16 protein-coding genes and 4 pseudogenes are annotated in these 18,586 nt (G+C 61.0%); 13 read left to right on the top strand and 7 right to left on the bottom strand.

Going from position 1 to position 18,586, the window contains the following annotated elements; genetic code table 11:
* Nucleotides 1-449: 449 nt before the first annotated feature.
* Nucleotides 450-1,659, bottom strand: a pseudogene (locus HNO88_RS18180) (IS256 family transposase).
* Between the two features lie 399 nt (nt 1,660-2,058).
* On the opposite strand from HNO88_RS18180, the gene HNO88_RS18175 reads away from it, so the two are divergent.
* A complete protein-coding gene (locus HNO88_RS18175; RefSeq protein ID WP_184248998.1) occupies nt 2,059-3,507 on the top strand; it encodes a sigma-54-dependent transcriptional regulator in 1,449 nt (482 codons plus the stop codon).
* 636 nt (nt 3,508-4,143) lie between these two features.
* Nucleotides 4,144-4,970, top strand: a pseudogene (locus HNO88_RS18170) (IS5 family transposase).
* A 413-nt stretch (nt 4,971-5,383) separates the two neighbouring features.
* On the opposite strand, the gene HNO88_RS18165 reads toward HNO88_RS18170, so the two are convergent.
* Both HNO88_RS18165 and sciP read right to left on the bottom strand, forming a co-directional pair.
* Nucleotides 5,384-5,638, bottom strand: coding sequence for a hypothetical protein (locus tag HNO88_RS18165; protein WP_184248996.1), 255 nt, complete (start codon nt 5,636-5,638; stop codon nt 5,384-5,386).
* Nucleotides 5,639-6,048: 410 nt separating this feature from the next.
* Nucleotides 6,049-6,357 (bottom strand): CtrA inhibitor SciP, encoded by a 309-nt coding sequence (gene sciP / locus HNO88_RS18160; RefSeq protein ID WP_184248994.1) that lies wholly within the window; start codon nt 6,355-6,357, stop codon nt 6,049-6,051.
* Nucleotides 6,358-6,825: 468 nt separating this feature from the next.
* Between sciP and HNO88_RS18155 the strand changes: the two genes are divergently transcribed.
* Entirely contained in the window at nt 6,826-7,065 is a 240-nt protein-coding gene (locus tag HNO88_RS18155; RefSeq protein ID WP_184248992.1) for a hypothetical protein, read from the top strand.
* Between the two features lie 935 nt (nt 7,066-8,000).
* Entirely contained in the window at nt 8,001-8,258 is a 258-nt protein-coding gene (locus tag HNO88_RS23235) for a hypothetical protein (RefSeq protein WP_512698571.1), read from the top strand.
* Nucleotides 8,259-9,459: 1,201 nt separating this feature from the next.
* On the opposite strand, the gene HNO88_RS18145 is transcribed toward HNO88_RS23235, so the two are convergent.
* A complete protein-coding gene (locus HNO88_RS18145; protein ID WP_184248986.1) occupies nt 9,460-9,789 on the bottom strand; it encodes a PilZ domain-containing protein in 330 nt (109 codons plus the stop codon).
* A 350-nt stretch (nt 9,790-10,139) separates the two neighbouring features.
* Between HNO88_RS18145 and HNO88_RS18140 the strand changes: the two genes are divergently transcribed.
* Nucleotides 10,140-10,526, top strand: a complete 387-nt coding sequence (locus HNO88_RS18140; RefSeq protein WP_184248983.1) for a toprim domain-containing protein — start codon at nt 10,140-10,142, stop codon at nt 10,524-10,526.
* 80 nt (nt 10,527-10,606) lie between these two features.
* Here the strand turns inward: HNO88_RS18140 and HNO88_RS18135 are convergent, their stop codons facing one another.
* A complete protein-coding gene (locus tag HNO88_RS18135; protein WP_184248980.1) occupies nt 10,607-10,786 on the bottom strand; it encodes a hypothetical protein in 180 nt (59 codons plus the stop codon).
* 63 nt (nt 10,787-10,849) lie between these two features.
* Here HNO88_RS18135 and HNO88_RS18130 point away from each other — a divergent pair, with 63 nt between their 5' ends.
* The 5 genes and pseudogenes from HNO88_RS18130 to HNO88_RS18105 all read left to right on the top strand — a co-directional run bounded on the left by HNO88_RS18130 (nt 10,850) and on the right by HNO88_RS18105 (nt 15,717).
* Complete coding sequence (locus HNO88_RS18130) at nt 10,850-11,104, top strand: hypothetical protein (RefSeq protein WP_221420090.1); 255 nt, start codon at nt 10,850-10,852, stop codon at nt 11,102-11,104.
* Nucleotides 11,105-12,201: 1,097 nt separating this feature from the next.
* On the top strand, nt 12,202-13,362 hold the full coding sequence (locus tag HNO88_RS18125; RefSeq protein ID WP_312857115.1) for an IS110 family RNA-guided transposase: 1,161 nt from the start codon (nt 12,202-12,204) through the stop codon (nt 13,360-13,362).
* A 288-nt stretch (nt 13,363-13,650) separates the two neighbouring features.
* A pseudogene (locus HNO88_RS22395) lies at nt 13,651-14,717 on the top strand (IS3 family transposase); the annotation flags it as partial.
* A 320-nt stretch (nt 14,718-15,037) separates the two neighbouring features.
* Complete coding sequence (locus HNO88_RS22390; RefSeq protein ID WP_312857114.1) at nt 15,038-15,418, top strand: oxidoreductase dimerization domain-containing protein; 381 nt, start codon at nt 15,038-15,040, stop codon at nt 15,416-15,418.
* The gene (locus HNO88_RS18105; RefSeq protein WP_184248970.1) at nt 15,415-15,717 is read left to right on the top strand and encodes a UBP-type zinc finger domain-containing protein; all 303 of its coding nucleotides are present in this window, start codon (nt 15,415-15,417) and stop codon (nt 15,715-15,717) included. Before HNO88_RS22390 ends, HNO88_RS18105 begins: the two co-directional genes overlap by 4 nt.
* 32 nt (nt 15,718-15,749) lie before the next feature.
* On the opposite strand, the gene HNO88_RS18100 is transcribed toward HNO88_RS18105, so the two are convergent.
* Complete coding sequence (locus tag HNO88_RS18100; protein WP_312857113.1) at nt 15,750-16,535, bottom strand: LysR family transcriptional regulator; 786 nt, start codon at nt 16,533-16,535, stop codon at nt 15,750-15,752.
* Nucleotides 16,536-16,538: 3 nt separating this feature from the next.
* Complete coding sequence (locus HNO88_RS22385) at nt 16,539-16,649, bottom strand: LysR family transcriptional regulator (RefSeq protein ID WP_246381999.1); 111 nt, start codon at nt 16,647-16,649, stop codon at nt 16,539-16,541.
* Between the two features lie 113 nt (nt 16,650-16,762).
* Here HNO88_RS22385 and HNO88_RS18095 point away from each other — a divergent pair, with 113 nt between their 5' ends.
* The 3 genes and pseudogenes from HNO88_RS18095 to HNO88_RS18085 form a co-directional block, all read left to right on the top strand.
* The gene (locus tag HNO88_RS18095) at nt 16,763-17,689 is read left to right on the top strand and encodes an alpha/beta fold hydrolase (RefSeq protein ID WP_184248967.1); all 927 of its coding nucleotides are present in this window, start codon (nt 16,763-16,765) and stop codon (nt 17,687-17,689) included.
* Complete coding sequence (locus HNO88_RS18090; RefSeq protein WP_312857112.1) at nt 17,686-18,177, top strand: cupin domain-containing protein; 492 nt, start codon at nt 17,686-17,688, stop codon at nt 18,175-18,177. The genes HNO88_RS18095 and HNO88_RS18090 overlap by 4 nt, the downstream gene beginning before the upstream one ends.
* Nucleotides 18,174-18,548, top strand: a pseudogene (locus tag HNO88_RS18085) (SDR family NAD(P)-dependent oxidoreductase); the annotation flags it as partial. The gene HNO88_RS18090 and the pseudogene HNO88_RS18085, both read left to right, overlap by 4 nt.
* Nucleotides 18,549-18,586: the final 38 nt, after the last annotated feature.

Here is an 18,586-nt window from a genome sequence, read left to right as displayed (position 1 = left end):
GATAATGAGGATGGACCAGCCCAGCGGATGGTCCTGTTTGCTAGCAGTTGTCTAGATAGCGCGCCCCGCTGACTTGGTCATGTCAGTTCAGCGGGCATGGCCACGTCCTACTATCATGAGAGGCAACTTGCCCCTTCGTGATTGCGGAGTGACGAACGTGTCAAGAAGGACGGCGGCAATCCGGGTATGATGATCACGAAGGCAAAGTTGAGAAGACTCTTACAAATTCTTCGAACCTCACCGTAGCTATAAGCGGAACTGCACCGCCGATGAACGGTCGTTCACCGTGCGGTGCTGTACCGTCTTGGATGTCCCGCGTAGCTTCGATTGTTTGGTGTTGAACGCAAAGCCGCCGGGCAGTTCCGGCCTTGGGGCAGGTCGCAACCGGACCCTCAGGTCGTGCCCGTCAACTTGGTGTAATTTAAGTCCTGGCCCTAGGCCTGCATCGATCAGGCAGCCTTGGGTGTAATCCGTAGGGTTTGGTTCTCCTCGATCTGTGGTGTGGCGAGAGCGGCCATGCCCTCGATCTGCATGTATCGTTTCTGGAGCTGGTACTCGTCGTTCTGCTCAAGGAGCACGGCGCCGATGAGCCGAATGATGCTGTCTTCGTTGGGGAAGATGCCGACGACGTCGGCGCGGCGCTTCACCTCCTTGTTGAGCCGCTCGAGCGGGTTGGTCGAATGGAGCTTGACCACATGCTGGTCGGGGAAGGTCATGTAGGTAAGGACGTCGTGCTCGGCGTTGTCCATGCAGGTGCCGAGTTTCGGCCAGCCGGCGCGCAGTTGGTCGGCGACATGGCGCCAGGTCTGGTTGGCGGCGGCGTGATCGGGTTGCCGGAAGACCTGCCGGATTGCCGCGGCGACCGGGTGTTCTGGCCCTTGGGGACGTACGCCAACGCGTTGCGCATGAAGTGGACGCGGCAGCGCTGCCAGGTAGCACCGGCGACGCGGGTGATGGCGGTCTTGAGGCCTTCCTGGGCATCGGAGATGACGCGCCTCCCGCCCTTCAGGCCGCGCCAGACGAGATCCTTGAGGAAGGTGGTCCAGAACGGCTCGGCCTCGCTAGGGCCGATGTGCAGGCTGACGATCTCGCGCTTGCCCTCGGTGGTCACGGCCACGGCGATCATGGCGGCAACGCTGACGATGCGTCCGCCCTCGCGCACCTTGAGGTAGGTGGCGTCGAGCCAGAAGTACGGCCAATCGCCGGCAAGCGGTCGCTTCAGGAAGGCGTTCACGCGCTCGTTTATGTCCTCGCACAACTTGGATACGCTCGACGTCGAGATGCCGCTCATTCCCGTGGCCTGCACCAGATCGTCGACACGCGGGTGCTGACGCCGGCGATCCATGCCTCCTGGATGACGCTGACCAGCGCTTTTTCGATCGTCTTCCTCGGTTCCAGGAACCCGGGAAAGTAGGCGCCGGTGCGCAGCTTGGGTATCTTCAGGTTGAGCGTGCCGAGCCGCGTATCCAGGCTGCGGTCGCGGTAGCCGTTGCGCCAAGTGCTGCGCTCGCCGGATCTCTCGTGGCGGCCGGCACCAATGAGGCCATCAACATCGGCCTTCATGATGATCTGCAGCACGCTTTCGGCAACGCTGCGCAGGAAATCGCAATCTCCGGTCTTCGCCATCAGCTCGGCAAGCGGTAGTCTGTCGTCGGTCATCGGGGAAAGAATCCTCGGGTGCTGGTGAAGCTCGATACTTCCAACTTAACCGATGAGCCTGGCGGCCGCCCCGGCATACACCGTTATCTACACCAGGAAATTACGCCGCGAGCGCGGACGCTAACGGATTCGAACCGCTTCCTGCTCAGAATAAACGCCTTCTGCGCATCCGCTAATCAGAATGCCTTCATGGTCCATCGCTCCGGCTAGGCGAAGAGAGCACGGCAAAACACTAGAAGTCAAGATGATCCAAGCTCTCGGGATCAGATCACCGGCGGTGGCGAGGTTGCTTTTGTCAGGCGGCGTAGGGCTGTCGTTAACCTTTTAAGCCGATGCTGAGTCGGTCACGCGATGCACGCAACGCGAAAGCCAAGTGCGAAATCTGGGTAGCCGTTATCGATGGTCGACTTAGCCACTAATGAAGGCTTGCTTGTATTGGTCGGGAGCGATGCAGGCCAAGCGCGACTAGTTGCCTCGTCGGTATGCAGACACGGGTGGCGAACAGTTTGCTCCCCAACACCGCAACAGGCGTCGACCATCCTTGATGGTCTGCGAGCTGCCGATAACCTCATCGCCGTTATTGATGGCTGGCCAGTGGGCAAAGCCGGGCCCGAAGCGATTGCTGAACTACGACGGCATTTTCGGGACCTCCCCGTTCTTGTCTTATCTTCAAGTTCTGACATCTTACACGCAATAGAAGCGATGCGGTTGGGAGCTACCGACTACCTCGTAAGACCTTTCTCTCCGGACCGCCTTCTAGGCGCGCTGCGGATGGCAAACTCGCACGGTAGTTTACGCGGCGAGCTACGGCCTCTCTCGCATTGCTTTGATCTTCCGCTCGGTTTCGAAGACATGGTTGGCGCGGATATCAAGTTCCGGGCGGCAGTCGCGCGCGCTGCTCTGACGGCGCGAGCGTCAGGGCACGTACTGGTCGAAGGTGAAGGGGGAGCGGGTCGAACCACGCTGCTGCGGGCGCTCCATGCTGCCTCATCGCGAGCGGACAGTCCACTGAAGATCGTGAACATGCGCAGCTACAGCGAGAGCGCCCTTACCTCTGCCCTGTTCGGTCACGAGAAGGGAGCATTCCCAGGTGCGTTCGCCAAGCACGTCGGCGCGCTGCAGCATTGTTACGGTGGAACGTTGGTGCTGCAGGAAGTCAATCGCATGCCTGCGAGCGTGCAACAGCGACTAGCCGCGGCGCTCAGCGACGGGCGGTTACGGCCGCTCGGCGCGAGTCACAGCTTCGATCTAAACGTGCGTATCTTGGCAACTAGCAACCAGCCACTGAACGAGATATTCCAAGCGAATAGCTTTTGCGCCGACCTCTCGAAAGCTCTAGGTGCCACACGCCTTGAAATGCCCCCTCTTCGCGAACGCGTTGGTGACATCCCAGCGCTCTCCCGTTTCTTCTTGAGCATCTTCCAACAACGCTCACGTACACGCGAGGTGACCATCAATGATGGAGCGTATGATCGACTTTGCTCCTATGACTGGCCGGGAAACATCCGCCAACTGCGTTCCGTTCTGCTGCGAGCCTCAGCACTGTGCGACGGTGATGCACTTACTGCCGACCATTTCCCGGCTTTGAACGAATGGACCATCCGTACCTCGCCCGGGGATCTCGTAACGCGCCGCGTTCCTGATGAGGCTGGTGTCGAAATCTATGGAGCAGACGGTCATCTGCGAACACTTGAGCAGATCGAAGCCGACGTTATTCAATTGGCGATCGGTCGGTATAGCGGCCGCATGACCGAGATTGCGCGCAGGCTACGGATCGGCCGCTCGACTTTGTACCGGAAGCTGAACAATTTAGAGGCGGGTCCACTTACCGATCGGAGACACCGCTAAGCGCTAGCGTGCGGGATCGCTCAATCGAAACATCACCATGACGCCGGGTGCGGCCTGGTAAAGCTGAGACGTCGGGATCCTGCCGCCGCGCAAGCGCAGCCATGTTGTCGCATCGATCTGACGCCGTAACGATCGCCAGCTTTTGCTCCAGCATCGCTCAGCGCCTGCGAAGGTGGCGGCGGATCGGGCAATGTGAATTCACCCGCAATTCACCCGTGCCCGGAAGCGCGGGGAGCGGCGTCAGCGTGCCTGCACCCACACCCACTCCGGCCCCCGCTTCGACGGCCCCCGTCTACCCAGCACCTGTCGCCCTTCGGACTGGACACGTGATCACGTCAACCAGCCAGCAGCCCAGCCGTTCCGCTAACGGAATGGCTAAATTTCGCCGCAACTATGGGGCGAACGAGTTCCTGAACGATATTTGTGCGCTGGATTGAAGCTGCCGGGGCCAGAGCGTCACCGTCAAAGTCCTCGACGATGGTGTTGTTAACGTCAACGGCAAACTCGATGGGCGTATCGACATCGCGGTGTAGGGCGGCTGTATGCCCGAACCAGGTGCGTTAAACCTAAGGCTACGCCGCTAAAGCGCTTGGAGAATAGGTTTATTCGTCGGCTCGAGCGTGGCGCAAGCTCGAGATGTGGATGCAAGAGAGCCGATGCCGAATGGCTGGATCTGAGCAGTGAACGAAGCGCTATCCGACCGATCTCACGGATGAGGAGCGGCGGTTCATACAGCCGTTCCTGCAACCAGTTCCGAAACCCGGGCGCAACCCGAAGACAGACCTTCGCGATGTGCTTGACGCATTGCGTGCTAACTTGCCCGGCCGGGCGGTGGCTGGCGGATGTTGCCGATCGACTTTCCGCCCTAACAGACGGTATATTGGTGGTTCCGCCGCTTTGTGCACCGGTTGCTGTTCCGCACGATCCACGACGTCACGCTGATGCTCGATCGCGAGCGTGAAGGGCGCGAGCAAAGCCCTGCTGCCGCCGTTGTCGATAGCCAGTCGATCAGGGCGCCAGCGGCAGCAAATGCGCGGGCTCGATGCCCGTAAGAAGGTCGTCGGCCGCAAGCGCCACATGGCAGTCCATACCAATGGCAGGCTGCTGATGCTCGATCTCACCAAAGCTGACATCATCGACAGTGCCGGCGCGCAGGTGATCGTGGCGGCCGTCCGGAAGCTTTGGCCGTAGCTCAGCATCTGTTCGCCGATGGGGCCTACGGTCGCACCCGGCTCATGGACGCTGCCGCGTATCGTGACTTCGTGCTGAAGATGGTCCGTCGCACCGACTAAAACGCCGGATTCAACGTCGTACCAAGGCGCTGGTTCGTCGGGGGCACCTTCGGGGGGATGACCGGATGGAAGCGCCTCGTTCGTGATCACGAGCAGCGCCTCGACATCTTCGAGGCCACGATCCATGTGGCACTCAGCAGCCTCATGATGCGCCGGATCGTACATCGCTGAACATTTTCAAACGGGACTGAGCATGTCGCTTGCGCTGTCGGTCCAGCGGACTCGCTCAACTTGCTCCCGAAGGTGATACCGCTTGCATGCTGACTGGTCAGGTCTATCTTCCGTCCTGAACGACCGGCCTAGCTTGCGGCAGTAGTCAAGGCTGCGGCGATTCCGGCAGCAAACAGCGTGGTGCGTTGATTGCTTGCTGATCTGGCGCAGTAAACTTGGGGCGAGTTCGAGTTCTCCGTCACAGGCCACACGCTCAAGCTGCGGACGGCGGTCTGCCGCAAGCTCTTGGCGCCGGCTGCGATCTTAGCCAACAGAGGGTGGTATTCCCTAATCTTTGGTAGCTTCGCTGCCTGCCTCGCAAAGATCAAGCGGAGACACCCAGGAGAAACGTCGCTAGAGCTGTGGTGGCAGGACTAAGCCCACGTTGACCAGCAGGCCACGCTTATCTGGCGCAAGGCCAGGCGTCGCACCCGGCGCTCGGCTCCCGAGGACCAGCGGCGATTCTCGACAAAGTTATTCGGCGAAATCTGTTCCGTCGAAGGCAAGGCGGCCAGCTTGTTATGCTCCGTTGCAATAGTGAGACAACGAGCATGCACCTCAAGAATTTTCAACTTCATGTTGCCACCCGCGTACATGCCGTCGTGCTGCTTGATTACGCTGGCTGGCACGCATCAACCCAGTTGATCGTGCCACTCAATATCAAGCTATTGACGCTGCGGCCGGGGTACCCGGAGCTCAACCCAGCGAGAATATCTGGAAGTTCATGCACGAGACCCGGCTGACGAACCGAACTATGCAACTCGGTTACGACATCGTCGACTAATGCTGCTTTGCCTAGATCAAGCATAACGATTAGATTTGGCGCAGCTTGTCCGTCGGAATGCCCGGGCGGCCGCATGGATCATGATTAACGCGCGTTGGAACAAGCGAGTGAAGATCTCGCGGCGAACGCGGCTTATACGTTTGCCCTGGCAATACCAAGTGCCGCGATGGAGCAGCGTCTCGTGGGCTCGTGCGCAAGGCCACAGAACGGACAACAAGATCGCCTCGTCAGCGCCGGCAACCTTCGCGCTTCAGCTCAGGCGGTCTGACGGCGATTCAGCCGTTCATGCCGCTGACGGTTCTGTTGGACTTTGGACGCGCATAGGCCAGACATGCCGTCACGTTCGACCGTGCGCTGCCATGAGACGAGCTCTTCCAACGAAAGCTCATAACGGGCACACGCCTGCGGCTTGCTCAACAACCCACCTTCAACGGCAGCGACCACCTCGGCCTTGCGCCGTGCGACCCAGCGGGACGTGCCAGGGTCGGGCAGCTTATCCAACGTCAACCTTTCGCCAAGCGGACCGATGACTTCGTGGACGATCTGATTGTCAACGTTCAACATATTCGATCTCCGAGGAGCGCCGCTCCCACGGCTCCTGAGAAGTGTACGGGCTCAGATTCTTGACGAGTTTATGTCAGAGGTAGTTAACGGAACCAGGGTTAATACTGTCGAGAAGATAAAATCGAGGATGTATTTGAGACACACAAGATCAAAACATGTAAGGTTATATAGCCGCGCTTCAGGAACGTACGTTCATCTTGTGCGCCGGCAAGGCAAACCATCACTCAAACGGGCGTTATGCCGGCACAACCGCGAAGCCCTCGTTTGGTTTCCAATGAAGGGGAATAAACTTACGCACGCGTCGCCTACACGCCGCCGGGCTCTTGCCTGTCGGGTGTAGGCGAAGGCGGGGTGGGTACAGCGTACGGCGTGCGCGGCCGGTATGGGATCGTGACCTTTGGCGACTGGAGCATCCTCCTCAGATAGTCGCTGTTAACTTGCTACGGGTACTAGCAGCGGCGTAGGACCATGATCGAGGAAGTAAGAATGAGTACGACAGCTGCATCAGTGCTACGAACACTCATCACGACGATCATCGAGCAATCGCCGAGCAGTGATCTGCCCGACACCATCGCACAAAGTCTTTGGGAGCAGGAGCTTGCTCTGCGCAACGAAGGCTTACCGATCGAGGCTGGGGAAATCGGGGTGTTCGCGCGCGATGCGTATGACGCTCGAACCCGAAGAGAGAGGGTTAGCCGAGTAGCTTGAGGTCACCGCCCTGTTCATCTATTCAAGCGACCGGCTCAGTTGGCTCGCTGCCAGAAGCAGCGTGACGTAGCGGTTGGCTTGGTGCCTACCGGGTGGGCCACCCTTACCACCGCTACCCTTTGTTATTCCTCCATCTCTCCATGTGCGGACCGTAAGTACAATTCTAGGTCGCAGCCTCTTCACGTCCCGCATGCCGCCGCCGCATAGTGAGCGGGCGTTTTTTTCGCTTTAATCGGCCAAAATGAAGGGGCACGTAGATCCCGTCCCGGAGCAACGGCCAAGCCAGATGCCACGGCATCACGTCTATGTGGTTCTCACGCCAGTGCGCAGCCAGTACGCCGGTGAGAGTGCCAGTTGCACGATGCCCGCACTCAGGGCACATGACGGCGGGTGATTTCGATCGGTTCAATAACGTCATGCCGTCAGCGTGCAGGGTAAACCTGTACACAACCTGAAAACTGGAGGCGGAGACAAGGTCTTGTGCACGAGCTGCGGTGAACGACTTTCTACTGTTGCTCATGAGCCATGGACCTTGCGGGACAGCTTGTCTCATTATCTTCGCCGACCAATGTGATTGGGACATCCAGGTAAGGACGGGGCGACGTCTAATGTAGCAGAAGGTTACCGCATGGTTGTTAGGGCTCGACAAGGGTTAGTGCGGGTCGCACCGCAACTATACACGTTCGGTACCGCCGGTGAATAGTTATTGACCGCGCGGTGCTGAAGGGCGCTAGCCTACGCAGTCCCGCATATCGTCATAGCGCAGATGGTGGAAAATGGTCTGCAAAGGCAGGAGGTGTAGGGCTTTGGTCGGACGAACATAGGCCTAAGGCCTCGTTAATCAATCCGCGGTAGGCTCACATTCTGAGAAGCCTACGACCCGAGTTGAGATCAACCTTGAGAGTACTTGGCATGCGCTGCGCGTAGAGGATGCTGTGCTGCTGCTTGATCCCTTTTTGCGCTGTGCAGATTGCTACGGTTCTGTTTACCTTACGCGTGACTACACCGCCGAGCGTCGCAGCCAGCTCGTTCATCGGCGATCGTTCGTGGGTTGCGGGCAGAGCGTTGGTGGAGTTCTCAAGCGTCAACCAGCTGCACTCACCTTGAGTATCAATGGTTTGCCACTCGCAAGCCTCATTATGAGAAAAGATGAACAAGCATGTTCGCGTCTGCTGAGCGACGCCGTCGCATAGTTGGCCAATCTACGACAAGTCTCGCGGCTCCGGCTAAAGATCTCCATAAACAAACGCGTAAATGAAAAGCTTATCATCGTACAACATAGTAGGTTCTCGATTTCGGCTTAGCTCAACTTGTAGAGCCCGCTTCCGGAGAGCAGAAAGCGCAAGCCTTCGATCTTCGCAGGCTCGGATGAAGGAGCAGATCTCAAGAGTATGAACGCTGCGCCGAGGGACAGCATCGTCGTTGAGCATGCGATGACTGCAGTTTGGCATGCCGCGTGCTTGCGGGCAACATCAGCAACACCGTGTTCCTGAACGCCGAGTCAGTAGCCACTGGCAAGAGCGGCCGGATCTCGCGGCTGAGATAGGCGCCGAGGTCGATCAGCGGTGCCCACCTGGCACAGCGCTTGTAGCGTGGCGGAAGGTCGAGATTGCTTTATGCAATGCCGCGAAGTTCGCTGAACTCGCCACTGCCGCGCCGGCCTTACGGCAGGCTGTCATAGCGCAAACCGATGAAAGGTCATCGCGCGCTACGAACGTGGAGCAGACATCGAGAACATGCTTGCCCGCATCACGACTTTGCTAAGATTGATCAGACCGGCAAGCCGCAGCGCATTCGGCAACATCGCCGCCAAGGACGCGCAACACGATGCCAAGCTTTCGACCATGCGACACCACATGATCAATCTTGACCAGTGCTTTAGCATGTTGCTCGCATTGAACGGACAGGACCCTGAAAAGGCTCAGACCGTGGCAGCCGCGCGCTTGAATCGCGCGAGCGCAAGTAAGCCGCTGAAGAGGCCAACCGTGCCGTCATTCACCCGGCTCGCAACACGTCGGCAAGTCCGATATGGGGGGAAAGGCGCCGATTATGTGCCATGCGGCCTTTGGTTGCACCAGCAGCGGGCTGTGAGTGACGGGGTTGCTGACCCGGCGGCATCGAAGTGCCATAGTGGAGGTGTTGAACCACCACATGGAGGAGGCGTCCATGTCGGAAGCTACCACATTCACTTCGTATATCGCCGAGACAGGCCCGGAAGAACCAATGCTAACCAATGTGCCAGAAGCACGCTGCAGGTGAAGTGGTTCTGGTCCACGAAATCCCGCACAGGCTCAGGGCCTCCAGTGCCGTATGAGGGCCAGGTAGATGGCAGCAGCCGACTACTTGCCGGATTTCCTAAATGACGCCTGCGTCTGTGTGGGCGCCCGCAGCTGGTCAGCAACTGAGCGGATCATGGTTTCTCCACCCAGCAAGAAGCTGATCAAAGATCCTCGGCTCGAACAGTCGGGTGAAGGAGCAGCCTATGTCGAGATCCTCGGACCTCGTTACAGTCGCGCTCAGTGGCATGATGCTAGGCAGCTTCAATCGGCATCGCTCCCCGACCAAAAGAGGCGCCTGGGTCTTTGCCGAGAAGCCCGCGATTGATAGGTCCGTGATCCAGACCTGCAGTTGCTCACCTCCCGCGCTAAGAGTTGCGAGAATAGACAGGCAGACGCGTGGAGCGCAGCGATCCTCCAACGCTGCTCGCTCGTAAGAGAACTGCATTTTACCCGCCTCCTCAAGCCCTTCGCGTACGCAGCTCTTGTTTGCCGAGGTCGTGTTAAGGGTGTGCGATTTTACGAAGTAAACATCGAGTTATGTTAACAGCGCTCGCGCGCTATCGTGCTTCGACCAGCCAGCTCCGCTTGCCGATCGAGGATACATGGTGACCTATGCTCTGTGCAAGCGATCGGTGGTGCGGCTCGAAGATGCGCGTCCCGGTTTTCGTCGTCGTGGTCAAGCAGGCGATCGAGATCAGCACGCAATGCTTGAGCATCTATGTGCTTCAGGTGACCCCAATCGGCTGCGATCAAGTCGACGCGCCGCGTGCGCGAGAATAGCGACACGATATTCGGATGCGGTACGATTTGGGAGACACCTTCGCCTTCTATGCGGGCGTCAGGAACTTCACGAACCAAGGGCCCGACATCGGCTTTGAGACTATCGTGCCGATCTCACCTTTCGGTCGCTTCTTCTACGCAGGTGCCGAGAGCTTCGAGGACGCTGCCTGCTACACCCGCGTCAAGGGCGTACCGGCTTGGGCTGCGCTGCGAAACGCGCGGTTGCACCTCATCGACACCCCCAAGCACGTCCGGACTATCGTGATCGCTCAGGATAACGATTCCGAAGGCGACGTCAGGGTGGGGCGAGCCGTCGAGGTCTACCGCGAGCAGGGCTTCAAGGTGGGGAGGCACAGCCCGCACTCGCATGAGGACTGGGGAGCGATTCCGATGGAGGTCTGAGGGTCTGTGAGAAAAGGGGAGGGGATGGCGTGATCCGAATGACCGGAAGCATCAGGAGATCTCCCTGGCTGACCTTTTCTTTAGTCCTCGCTGCCGTTGACATCAGGGAGGGTAAGATCGCCGATGCCATCGCTGCCGGAGTGATCGATCGTAAACTGCTCACCAAGGTGATGACTTAAGTGCGCGGCGCTTCCGACGCCACGGGTGCCTGAACGCAGCGGGGCAGCGTCGAACTCCTTGAGCGCGGCCTGGATCGTCACCTGCGGTCCTTGCTGCGCGCTCTGCCTTCACTGACATCGGCTCGCCACGCACTGCTTCAGACATTGCCGACGCAGACCGTTGGCAACGAAGAGCAGATTGCGTGGCAGCAGGTCTCGACGCCGGTGAACCTGGCAGCGCAGGCGGTGATCCTGGCGCAAGCTACGTCCGAAGACGTTGAGATGGAACCGATCGCCGGAAGCGGGCTCCTCTTCGCCCAGCTTGCGCCGGCCACGAGCCTGCAGGTCAACGAACTCGAGAAGCGTCGGCACCGTTCCTCGAACCTTTTTTCCCGCCTGCGAAGATCTTCGCCACGATGACACTGCGATCAGCACCGTCATGGCACACCTGCCCCGGCCCACGCTGATCCTCATGAGCCGCCGTTCTCGTGCTCTTTCCCGCGCCCCTTCGTAGATGGCCGCGGTAGGCCTATCGCCTGCCCAGAAGGTAACGGGGTGGGGATGATGTGCTCGCGCATGTAACCTCCACTGTGCTGTATCAAGGTACTGCGATACCTCGCAGCAGTCGAGCTGGACTGCGGCTTCATGCCGTTGTTTACAAGACGTCTCAGGAACAGAGTTGCTGCGGATCAGGATCGCAGATGAAGAGAGCGAGATAGAATCTAAGCGCCTCGGTGCAGGCGCCGTGGTTTTAAGGCCAACATCCCGTCCAAACTTAGAGCCCGGCTAGTTATGCGTTGCGGTTTGTCGCAGTCCTCGTGCAGAGCCGCGCAGACGGTGGGCGCCTGAGGCTCAGGGGGGAATACATGGTTGATGTGAGATGCGCGCTAAGCGTAGCGAAGTGGCTTGGCACGACTTGCGTAAGCGTGATTGCGCTTTTTCACGCCAACGCCGCGTTAGCAGCTTGTTTGAACACGAGCGGTGCTGTGGTATGCGATACAAGCCGCTCAAATCCATCGGATCCGATCGCCGGCTTTGATATCGTCCTGCTGCCCGGCGCACAGGTGAAGCAGCTTGATGATCCCTACGCCGGAGCTTCAGTGCCCAGAACCTTTGACACGGTCACATTGTACACGGGCGGCAGGCTAGTAACGCGGGACACTAGCCTGATCACCAACTTCTTTCCTGGCGCCTCCAGCGTCAACGTCGGAGCGGGCGGATCCGCCCAGATCGATGGCGGTGTCCCACACGGCGGCACGATCGGTATCGGACTCCGCTTAGGTGCAAATGCATCTTTAATCGTCGGCACTACTGGTGCCGCACACTCTTAGCTGCGCGTCACCCATGATGCCCATGCTGTGATTGGTGGTTCCTGTCTCCACAAACGGGCGGTGAGTTGGCCCCCGAACTGACCTGACAGATTCTCGCTCTTAGATAAGAGTGAGATGCCATGAGGGATGATTAGCGGCTGCGCTGTGACACAGTGGGTCGCTGAAACGCCCCTCAGGAGACACAAGGTGGATCGCACATCCAATCAACCCGCTGCAGTTGCCGCAATCCGCGTTGATCTCAGCGCCATTTTTATCTCGCTGGAGTTGAGCAAGTCGAGCTGGCTGGTGACGGCGTTGTCGCCAGGCAGTGCGAAGATGACGCGCCATTCGGTACCCGGTGGCGATCTACCCGCGCTACTACATTGCTTTTCAGGTTTGCAGGACAAGGCTCACGCACGCGAGGGTAAACTGTATCCGCTGATCGTCGTGCAAGAGGCGGGACTGGATGGCTTCTGGATCCATCGGGCGCTGGAGGCGGAGAAGAATATCACAAGTCACGTGGTGGACGCCGCGTCCATCTCAGTCCCACGCCGGAGCCGTCGGGCCAAGACGGATCGGATCGATGGCGAGACGCTAGTCCGCACATTGATGGCGTGGGTCCGAGGCGAACCCCGTGTTTGTTCGATGGTGCGGGTACCTGCTGTCGAAGATGAAGATCGACGCCGCATCAGCAGAGAGTGCAGGACACTGATTGATGAGCGGACCTGCCACACCAACCGGATCAAGGGGTTGCTCTTCAGCATTGGCGTTCGCGACTACCGGCCGCTGCGCCGAGACTGTCGAGAGAGGCTTGAAGAACTCCGAACCGAAGATGGGCAACCCATGCCGCCTCATCTGAAGGCAAGACTCGTGCGGGAACTGGACCGCCTTGACCTGATAAGCGATCAGATTGAGGCGGTCGAAAGTGAACGCGATGCTCTGATCGCGGATGCGAGTGAGACAGCGCCGCAGACCATGCTTGGCGCTCTGAGAGGGATCGGCCCCGAGTTTGCCAACGTGTTGACGAGTGAAGGCTTGTTCCGATCCTTCGAAAACCGGCGACAGGTCGCAGCCTACGCCGGGCTGGCAGCCAGCCCATGGCAAAGCGGAACCATCGATCGAGAGCAAGGCGTGTCAAAGGCTGGAAATCCACGGCTGCGAACAGCTATGATCCAGGTAGCTTGGCTATGGCTGCGGTATCAGCCGGACACAGCTCTAGCGCGCTGGTTCCATGAACGGGTTCGCTGCAACGATGGCCGGGGCAAGAAGGTCGCCATAGTTGCTCTAGCGCGCAAATTGCTTGTTGCCTTGTGGAAATACGCCACCCGCGGTGTGGTAATCGAGGGGGCGGTCCTAAGCCGCGCCTGACCCATGCTGCTAAACCTCGCGGAGCAGTAACTGCTCTTAGCACCCGGGTAAGACGGCCCGAATATGCCTCTGGCTTTCATTGCCGCTCGTTGAGAATGGTCCCGTTTTCCTGAACCCTTGCCCGCCGGATGCGGGATTATGGTGCAGCCGCTGAGAGCGGCGACCGGATGTAAGGTGGTACAGGCTCGGATCCGGGCCGGTATTCAAAGACGGGTTCAGATCCTGGATTGCACTCGAAAAGGATGCATCATGATCAGCACTTGACCTAAGGTCCCTCATGTAAGGCATATGACTGAGCATACGACTAGGCGCTACAATGGCGGCGAGGTCCTCTCCGGGGTTCAGCGCCGGAGGCGCTGGACCCCGGAGGAAAAGGTCCGGATCGTCGAGGAGACGTACCTACCGGGCGTGAGCGTGTCGCTGGTAGCTCGGCAGCATGGCATCAGTGGCAGCCAGATCTTTACCTGGCGCAGGCTGGTGGCGCAGGGCGCGCTGACCGCAGCCGGTGCGGCGAGGAGGTCGTGCCCGCCTCCGAGTACCGGACGCTGCAGAACCAGGTCGCCGAGCTGCAGCGCCTGCTCGGCAAGAAGACCATGGAAGCCGAGATACTGCGTGAGGCCGTGTCCCGGGCCGCAGGCCCAAAAAAACTTCTCTTGCGCTCGATCTCGTTGCCAGGGGACGACCGGTGAGCGCGGTGGCCGAGGCGTTGGGCATCAGCCGCCAACACCTGTCGGCCATGTACAACCGATCACCTGCGCGTCGGCGAGGTCGACCGCCTTTGCCGGACACCGAACTGATCGGCGACCCGGGCGCTGATCGCCGACCTGCCCACCTATGGCTACCGCCGCGTCCATGCCCTGCTGCGCCGTCAGGCTGCCAGGACCGGGCGCACAGCGCCCAATCCCGAGCGGGTTTACCGGGTCATGAAGGTGCACGGGCTGCTGCTTCAACGCCACAGCGGCAGCCGGGAGGAGCGGCGCCATGATGGCCGCGTTGCCGTCGATCGGCGCAACACCCGCTGGTGCTCTGACGCGCTGGAGATCGCCTGCGACAATGGCGAGAAGGTGCGCGTCGCCTTCGCACTCGACTGCTGTGATCGTAAAGCCATGGGGCACGTTGCTACCACCGGCGGTATCACCGCAGAGGACATCCGTGATCTGATGGTCGCGACTGTCGAGAATGGCTTTGGCACGCTGAACCGCTTGGCCTCACCTATCGAGTGGCTCAGCGACAACGGCAGCCCTTATGTCGCTAAAGACACTCGCCGCTTCGCCCACGACATCGGCCTCGTGCCCCGCACCACGCCGGTCAGCTCTCCGCAATTGAACGGCCTGGCAGAAGCCTTCGTGCGCACCGGCGCCAACTGCATCGGCTTTTCGCGCGATCCGCAGGGCCTGGAGGTCTCGGTCGACTGCAGCTCGGGCGAGCCGACGCTAACGGGCAGCCACGTGCTCCTCGCGGTCGGACGCCAGCTGAACACCGATGACCTCGGGTTGGAAGTCGCCGCGATCGCGACCGATGCGCGCGGCTATATAAAGTCGACGACAAGCTGCAGACCAATGTTCCCGGCATCTGGGCACTGGGCGACTGCAATGGCCGCGGCGCCTTCACGCACACGGCGTATAACGACTTTGAGATCGTCGCTGCGAACCTGCTCGATGGCGAGGATCGCAGAGTGAGCCAGAGGATGGTGGGCTACGCGCTCTACACCGATCCGCCGCTCGGCCGGGTGGGCCTGAGCGAGAGCGAGGCGCGCAAGAGCGGTCGGTCGCTCCTAGTCTCCAAGCGGCCGATGACTCGCGTCGGCCGCGCGGTGGAGAAAGGCGAGACCAAGGGCTTCATGAAGATCGTCGCCGACGCCGAAACGCAGCGCATCCTCGGTGCGGCGATCCTGGGCACAAGCGGCGACGAGGCGATCCATGGCATCCTCGACATGATGAACGCTGACCAGCCGATCGAGACGCTGCGCTGGGCGGTCCCCATCCACCCGACGGTTTCGGAGCTGATCCCCACTGTCCTGCTCGGCTTGAAACCGCCACCGGAAGTGCAAGCATGACCGATTGCAGCCATACATCGACGATCAGGCAAGTCACGCCGAGCGCCAGGGGATGTGAGGAGTGCCTGGCGTTGGGCAGTCCATGGGTGCACCTCCGGTTGTGCCGGACGTGCGGTCATGTCGGTTGCTGCGACGACTCTCCCCATCGTCACGCGACGGCGCATTTCCGCGCCACCGCCCATCCTATGATCGAAGGCTACGACCCTCCGGAAGGCTGGGGATGGTGCTACGTCGACGAGGTCGTCGTCGACCTCCCCGACCAGACGCGCCAGCTCGGACCGATACCGCGCTACGTGTAGGGCAGGACATCCTTCGCTTGCCCACCAGGGCATCAGTCCCAGTAGGGCGGCGATCCGATGGCCTGCTTCAGCGAGGCGACCAGCGCGGTGACTTTGGCAGACGTGCTGCGATTGCTCGGATAGGCTACGAACAACTGCGCGCCTTCGGCCTCGGCACCTACGTCGACGACGCGCAAGGTGCCGCTCGCCAGCTCCGCGTGGATGAAGAAGGTCGGCAGCAGGGCGATCCCAAGACCCGCCAGCGCGGCTTCTCGCATCATGATGCCGTTGTTGACGCGCAGGCAGGCGCGGGGGCGCAGGATCGTCTCCCCATTGCTCGACCAGAAGCGCCAGTCGGCCGCTCGGTTCGAATAGAGGATGGCACATGCGCCGCTCAGTTTCGCCAACGATGATGGCGTCCCATGTTCCTCCAGGTACGATGGCGCTGCCACGAGTAGGCGGCGACTGGACGTAAGCGGCTTGGCGATCAGGCGGGAGTCCTCGACGGGACCGTGGCGGATGACCGCGTCGTAGCCGACCGCCGCGACGTCGATGAACCTGTCGTCGAGATCGACGGTGAGTTCGATGCCAGGATGCGCCTTGAGGAAGGCGCTCAGCATGCGGCCAAGGTGGAGAGTGCCGAACCCGATCGGTCCCGCCACGCGCAGTGGACCGGACAGCGATCCACGGCGCTCGGCGATCTCGGCACGCGCCTCTGCCGCCTCGCCCAGGATCCTGCGCCCGCGTTCGAGGAACAGTTCGCCTTCCACGGTCAGCGTCAACTTGCGCGTCGTGCGCTGCATCAGGCTTGCGCCCAGCAAGCGCTCGAGCTGCGCCACGCGTTAGACTGACAGCACCACCGACTTGGCCATGCCCAGACGGCGCGCCGCTTCGCTGATCGACCCGGCTTCGGCCACCGTGACAAACGCCGCCACGCCGTCGAGCTTCATCATTGTTCGGCACTCCCGAAAGGCGGTTCCGGCATTTGGCGGCTAGTGCGCACGATGGCTGTAAATCATCTTGGCGTCGAGGCTGCGCGAGGGGAGCGCAAGCAAGGAGAACGGTCATGATCACTCGCATTCTCGCCAGCGTACTCGCGCTTTCCGCCATCGTGACCGCCGGCTCCGCTGCCGCGGAAGTGGGAAGCTTTCCTGCCGGCTTCAGCACGCAGGAGATCGGCACCAACGGCACCACCATCCACACCCGCGTCGGCGGCAAAGGTCCCGCCGTCGTCCTGCTGCACGGCTATGGTGAGACCGGGGACATGTGGGCGCCGCTCGCCGCCGATCTCGCACGCGATCACCTAGTGATCGTACCGGATCTACGCGGCATGGGCCTGTCCGCAAAGCCGCCTGCGGGCTACGACAAGAAGACGCAGGGGCAGGACATCGCGGGACTCCTGGATGTGCTGAAGGTCGGCAAGGTCGATCTGGTCACGCACGATATCGGCAACATGGTGGGCTATGCCTTTGCCGCGCAGAACCGCGCGCGCGTGACGCGCTTCGTGCTCATGGACGCACCGTTGCCGGGTGTCGGCCCCTGGGACGAGATCCTGAAGAACCCCTTGCTCTGGCACTTCCGCTTCGGCGGCCCGGACATGGAGCGCCTGGTCGCGGGCCGCGAGCGCATCTACCTCGACCGGTTCTGGAACGAATTCTCCGCCAGGCCCGAGCGCTTCAGCGAGGCATCGCGAGTGCACTATGCCACGCTTTATGCACAGCCAGGGGCGATGCATGCGGGCTTTGCGCAGTTCGCGGCCTTCGACCAGGATGCGGCCGATGACCGGCAGTTCGTCGCTGCGGGCAAGCTGACGATGCCGGTGCTGGCGATCGGCGGCGCGAAGTCGTTCGGGCCGATGATGGCGACGGTGATGCGCTTTGCCGCCGACGACGTGACGGAGGCGACGATCCCCGATGCCGGACACTGGCTGATGGAGGAGCAGCCGACCGCTACCATTGCCGCGGTGCGCCGCTTCCTGGATGCACGCCGGTGATCGCGCACAGGTATCGTGTCACGATCGCAGCGCTGGCGGCATCGACGGCCGTCGGCCTGGCGAATGGCGCAACTGCTCAGGACCGTCAGGAGCGCCTGACGCCAGCCGCGATCGACAGCCTGCCGGTGGTCGCCGCTGGCGCAGGGACCTCCGGATTGCGGCAAATCGAAACGCGCGTGCTCTCGGGCGACCCGACCAAGGCCGGGCCGTACACCATCTCGATCCGCGTCCCTCCAAACGTCCGTATTGCCGCACACACGCACAAGGACGCACGCTCCGCCGTGGTGGTGGCCGGGGTCTGGCACTTCGGCTACGGCACGGCGGCCGCGCAGGACAAGTCGGTGCCGTTGCCGATCGGCAGTTACTACACCGAACCGGCTCGCGAGCCGCATTTCGCCTGGACGGGCCCTGAAGGCGCGACCGTTCACATCACGGGCCTGGGCCCGTCCGACACCCACTACACCGAGCAAGGGGACCATCGGAAATGACCGACTTCTCAGGCAAGAACGCCCTCGTCATCGGCGGTAGCCGCGGCATAGGTGCTGCCATCGTGCGCCGCCTGGCAGCTGACGGTGCCGCGGTGACCTTCTCCTACGCGGGATCGCCCGATGCCGCTTCTGTCCTCGCCGACCAGACCGGTGCCGCGGCCGTCCGCTCGGATGCTGCCGACCGCAACGCCGTGATCGCGCTGGTGGCAGGAGCCGGCCCGATCGACATCCTGGTCGTCAACGCCGGCGCCCTGGTGCTCGGCAACCCGCTGGAGCTGGATGCCGACCAGATCGACCGAATGATCGATATCAACGTGCGCGCGCCTTACCACGCTGCCGTCGAAGCTGCGCGCAGCATGCCGGACGGTGGCGGCTTCGCGGCTTAGCCACCCTCGCGCGCAGCGACATC

Source organism: Novosphingobium chloroacetimidivorans (assembly GCF_014204535.1).
Taxonomy (GTDB): domain Bacteria; phylum Pseudomonadota; class Alphaproteobacteria; order Sphingomonadales; family Sphingomonadaceae; genus Novosphingobium; species Novosphingobium chloroacetimidivorans.
This window is presented reverse-complemented; position numbering and strand designations above follow the sequence as displayed.

Bases quoted from the DNA above. Each gene is read 5' to 3' on its own strand.
- HNO88_RS18155 (WP_184248992.1), top strand. From the start codon at position 6,826: ATGATCGAGGAAGTAAGAATGAGTACGACAGCTGCATCAGTGCTACGA.
- HNO88_RS22385 (WP_246381999.1), bottom strand. From the start codon at position 16,649: ATGATGAAGCTCGACGGCGTGGCGGCGTTTGTCACGGTGGCCGAAGCC.
- HNO88_RS18105 (WP_184248970.1), top strand. From the start codon at position 15,415: ATGACCGATTGCAGCCATACATCGACGATCAGGCAAGTCACGCCGAGC.
- HNO88_RS18095 (WP_184248967.1), top strand. From the start codon at position 16,763: ATGATCACTCGCATTCTCGCCAGCGTACTCGCGCTTTCCGCCATCGTG.
- HNO88_RS18145 (WP_184248986.1), bottom strand. From the start codon at position 9,789: ATGCAGTTCTCTTACGAGCGAGCAGCGTTGGAGGATCGCTGCGCTCCA.
- HNO88_RS18140 (WP_184248983.1), top strand. From the start codon at position 10,140: ATGCGGTACGATTTGGGAGACACCTTCGCCTTCTATGCGGGCGTCAGG.
- sciP (WP_184248994.1), bottom strand. From the start codon at position 6,357: ATGTTGAACGTTGACAATCAGATCGTCCACGAAGTCATCGGTCCGCTT.
- HNO88_RS18175 (WP_184248998.1), top strand. From the start codon at position 2,059: ATGGTCGACTTAGCCACTAATGAAGGCTTGCTTGTATTGGTCGGGAGC.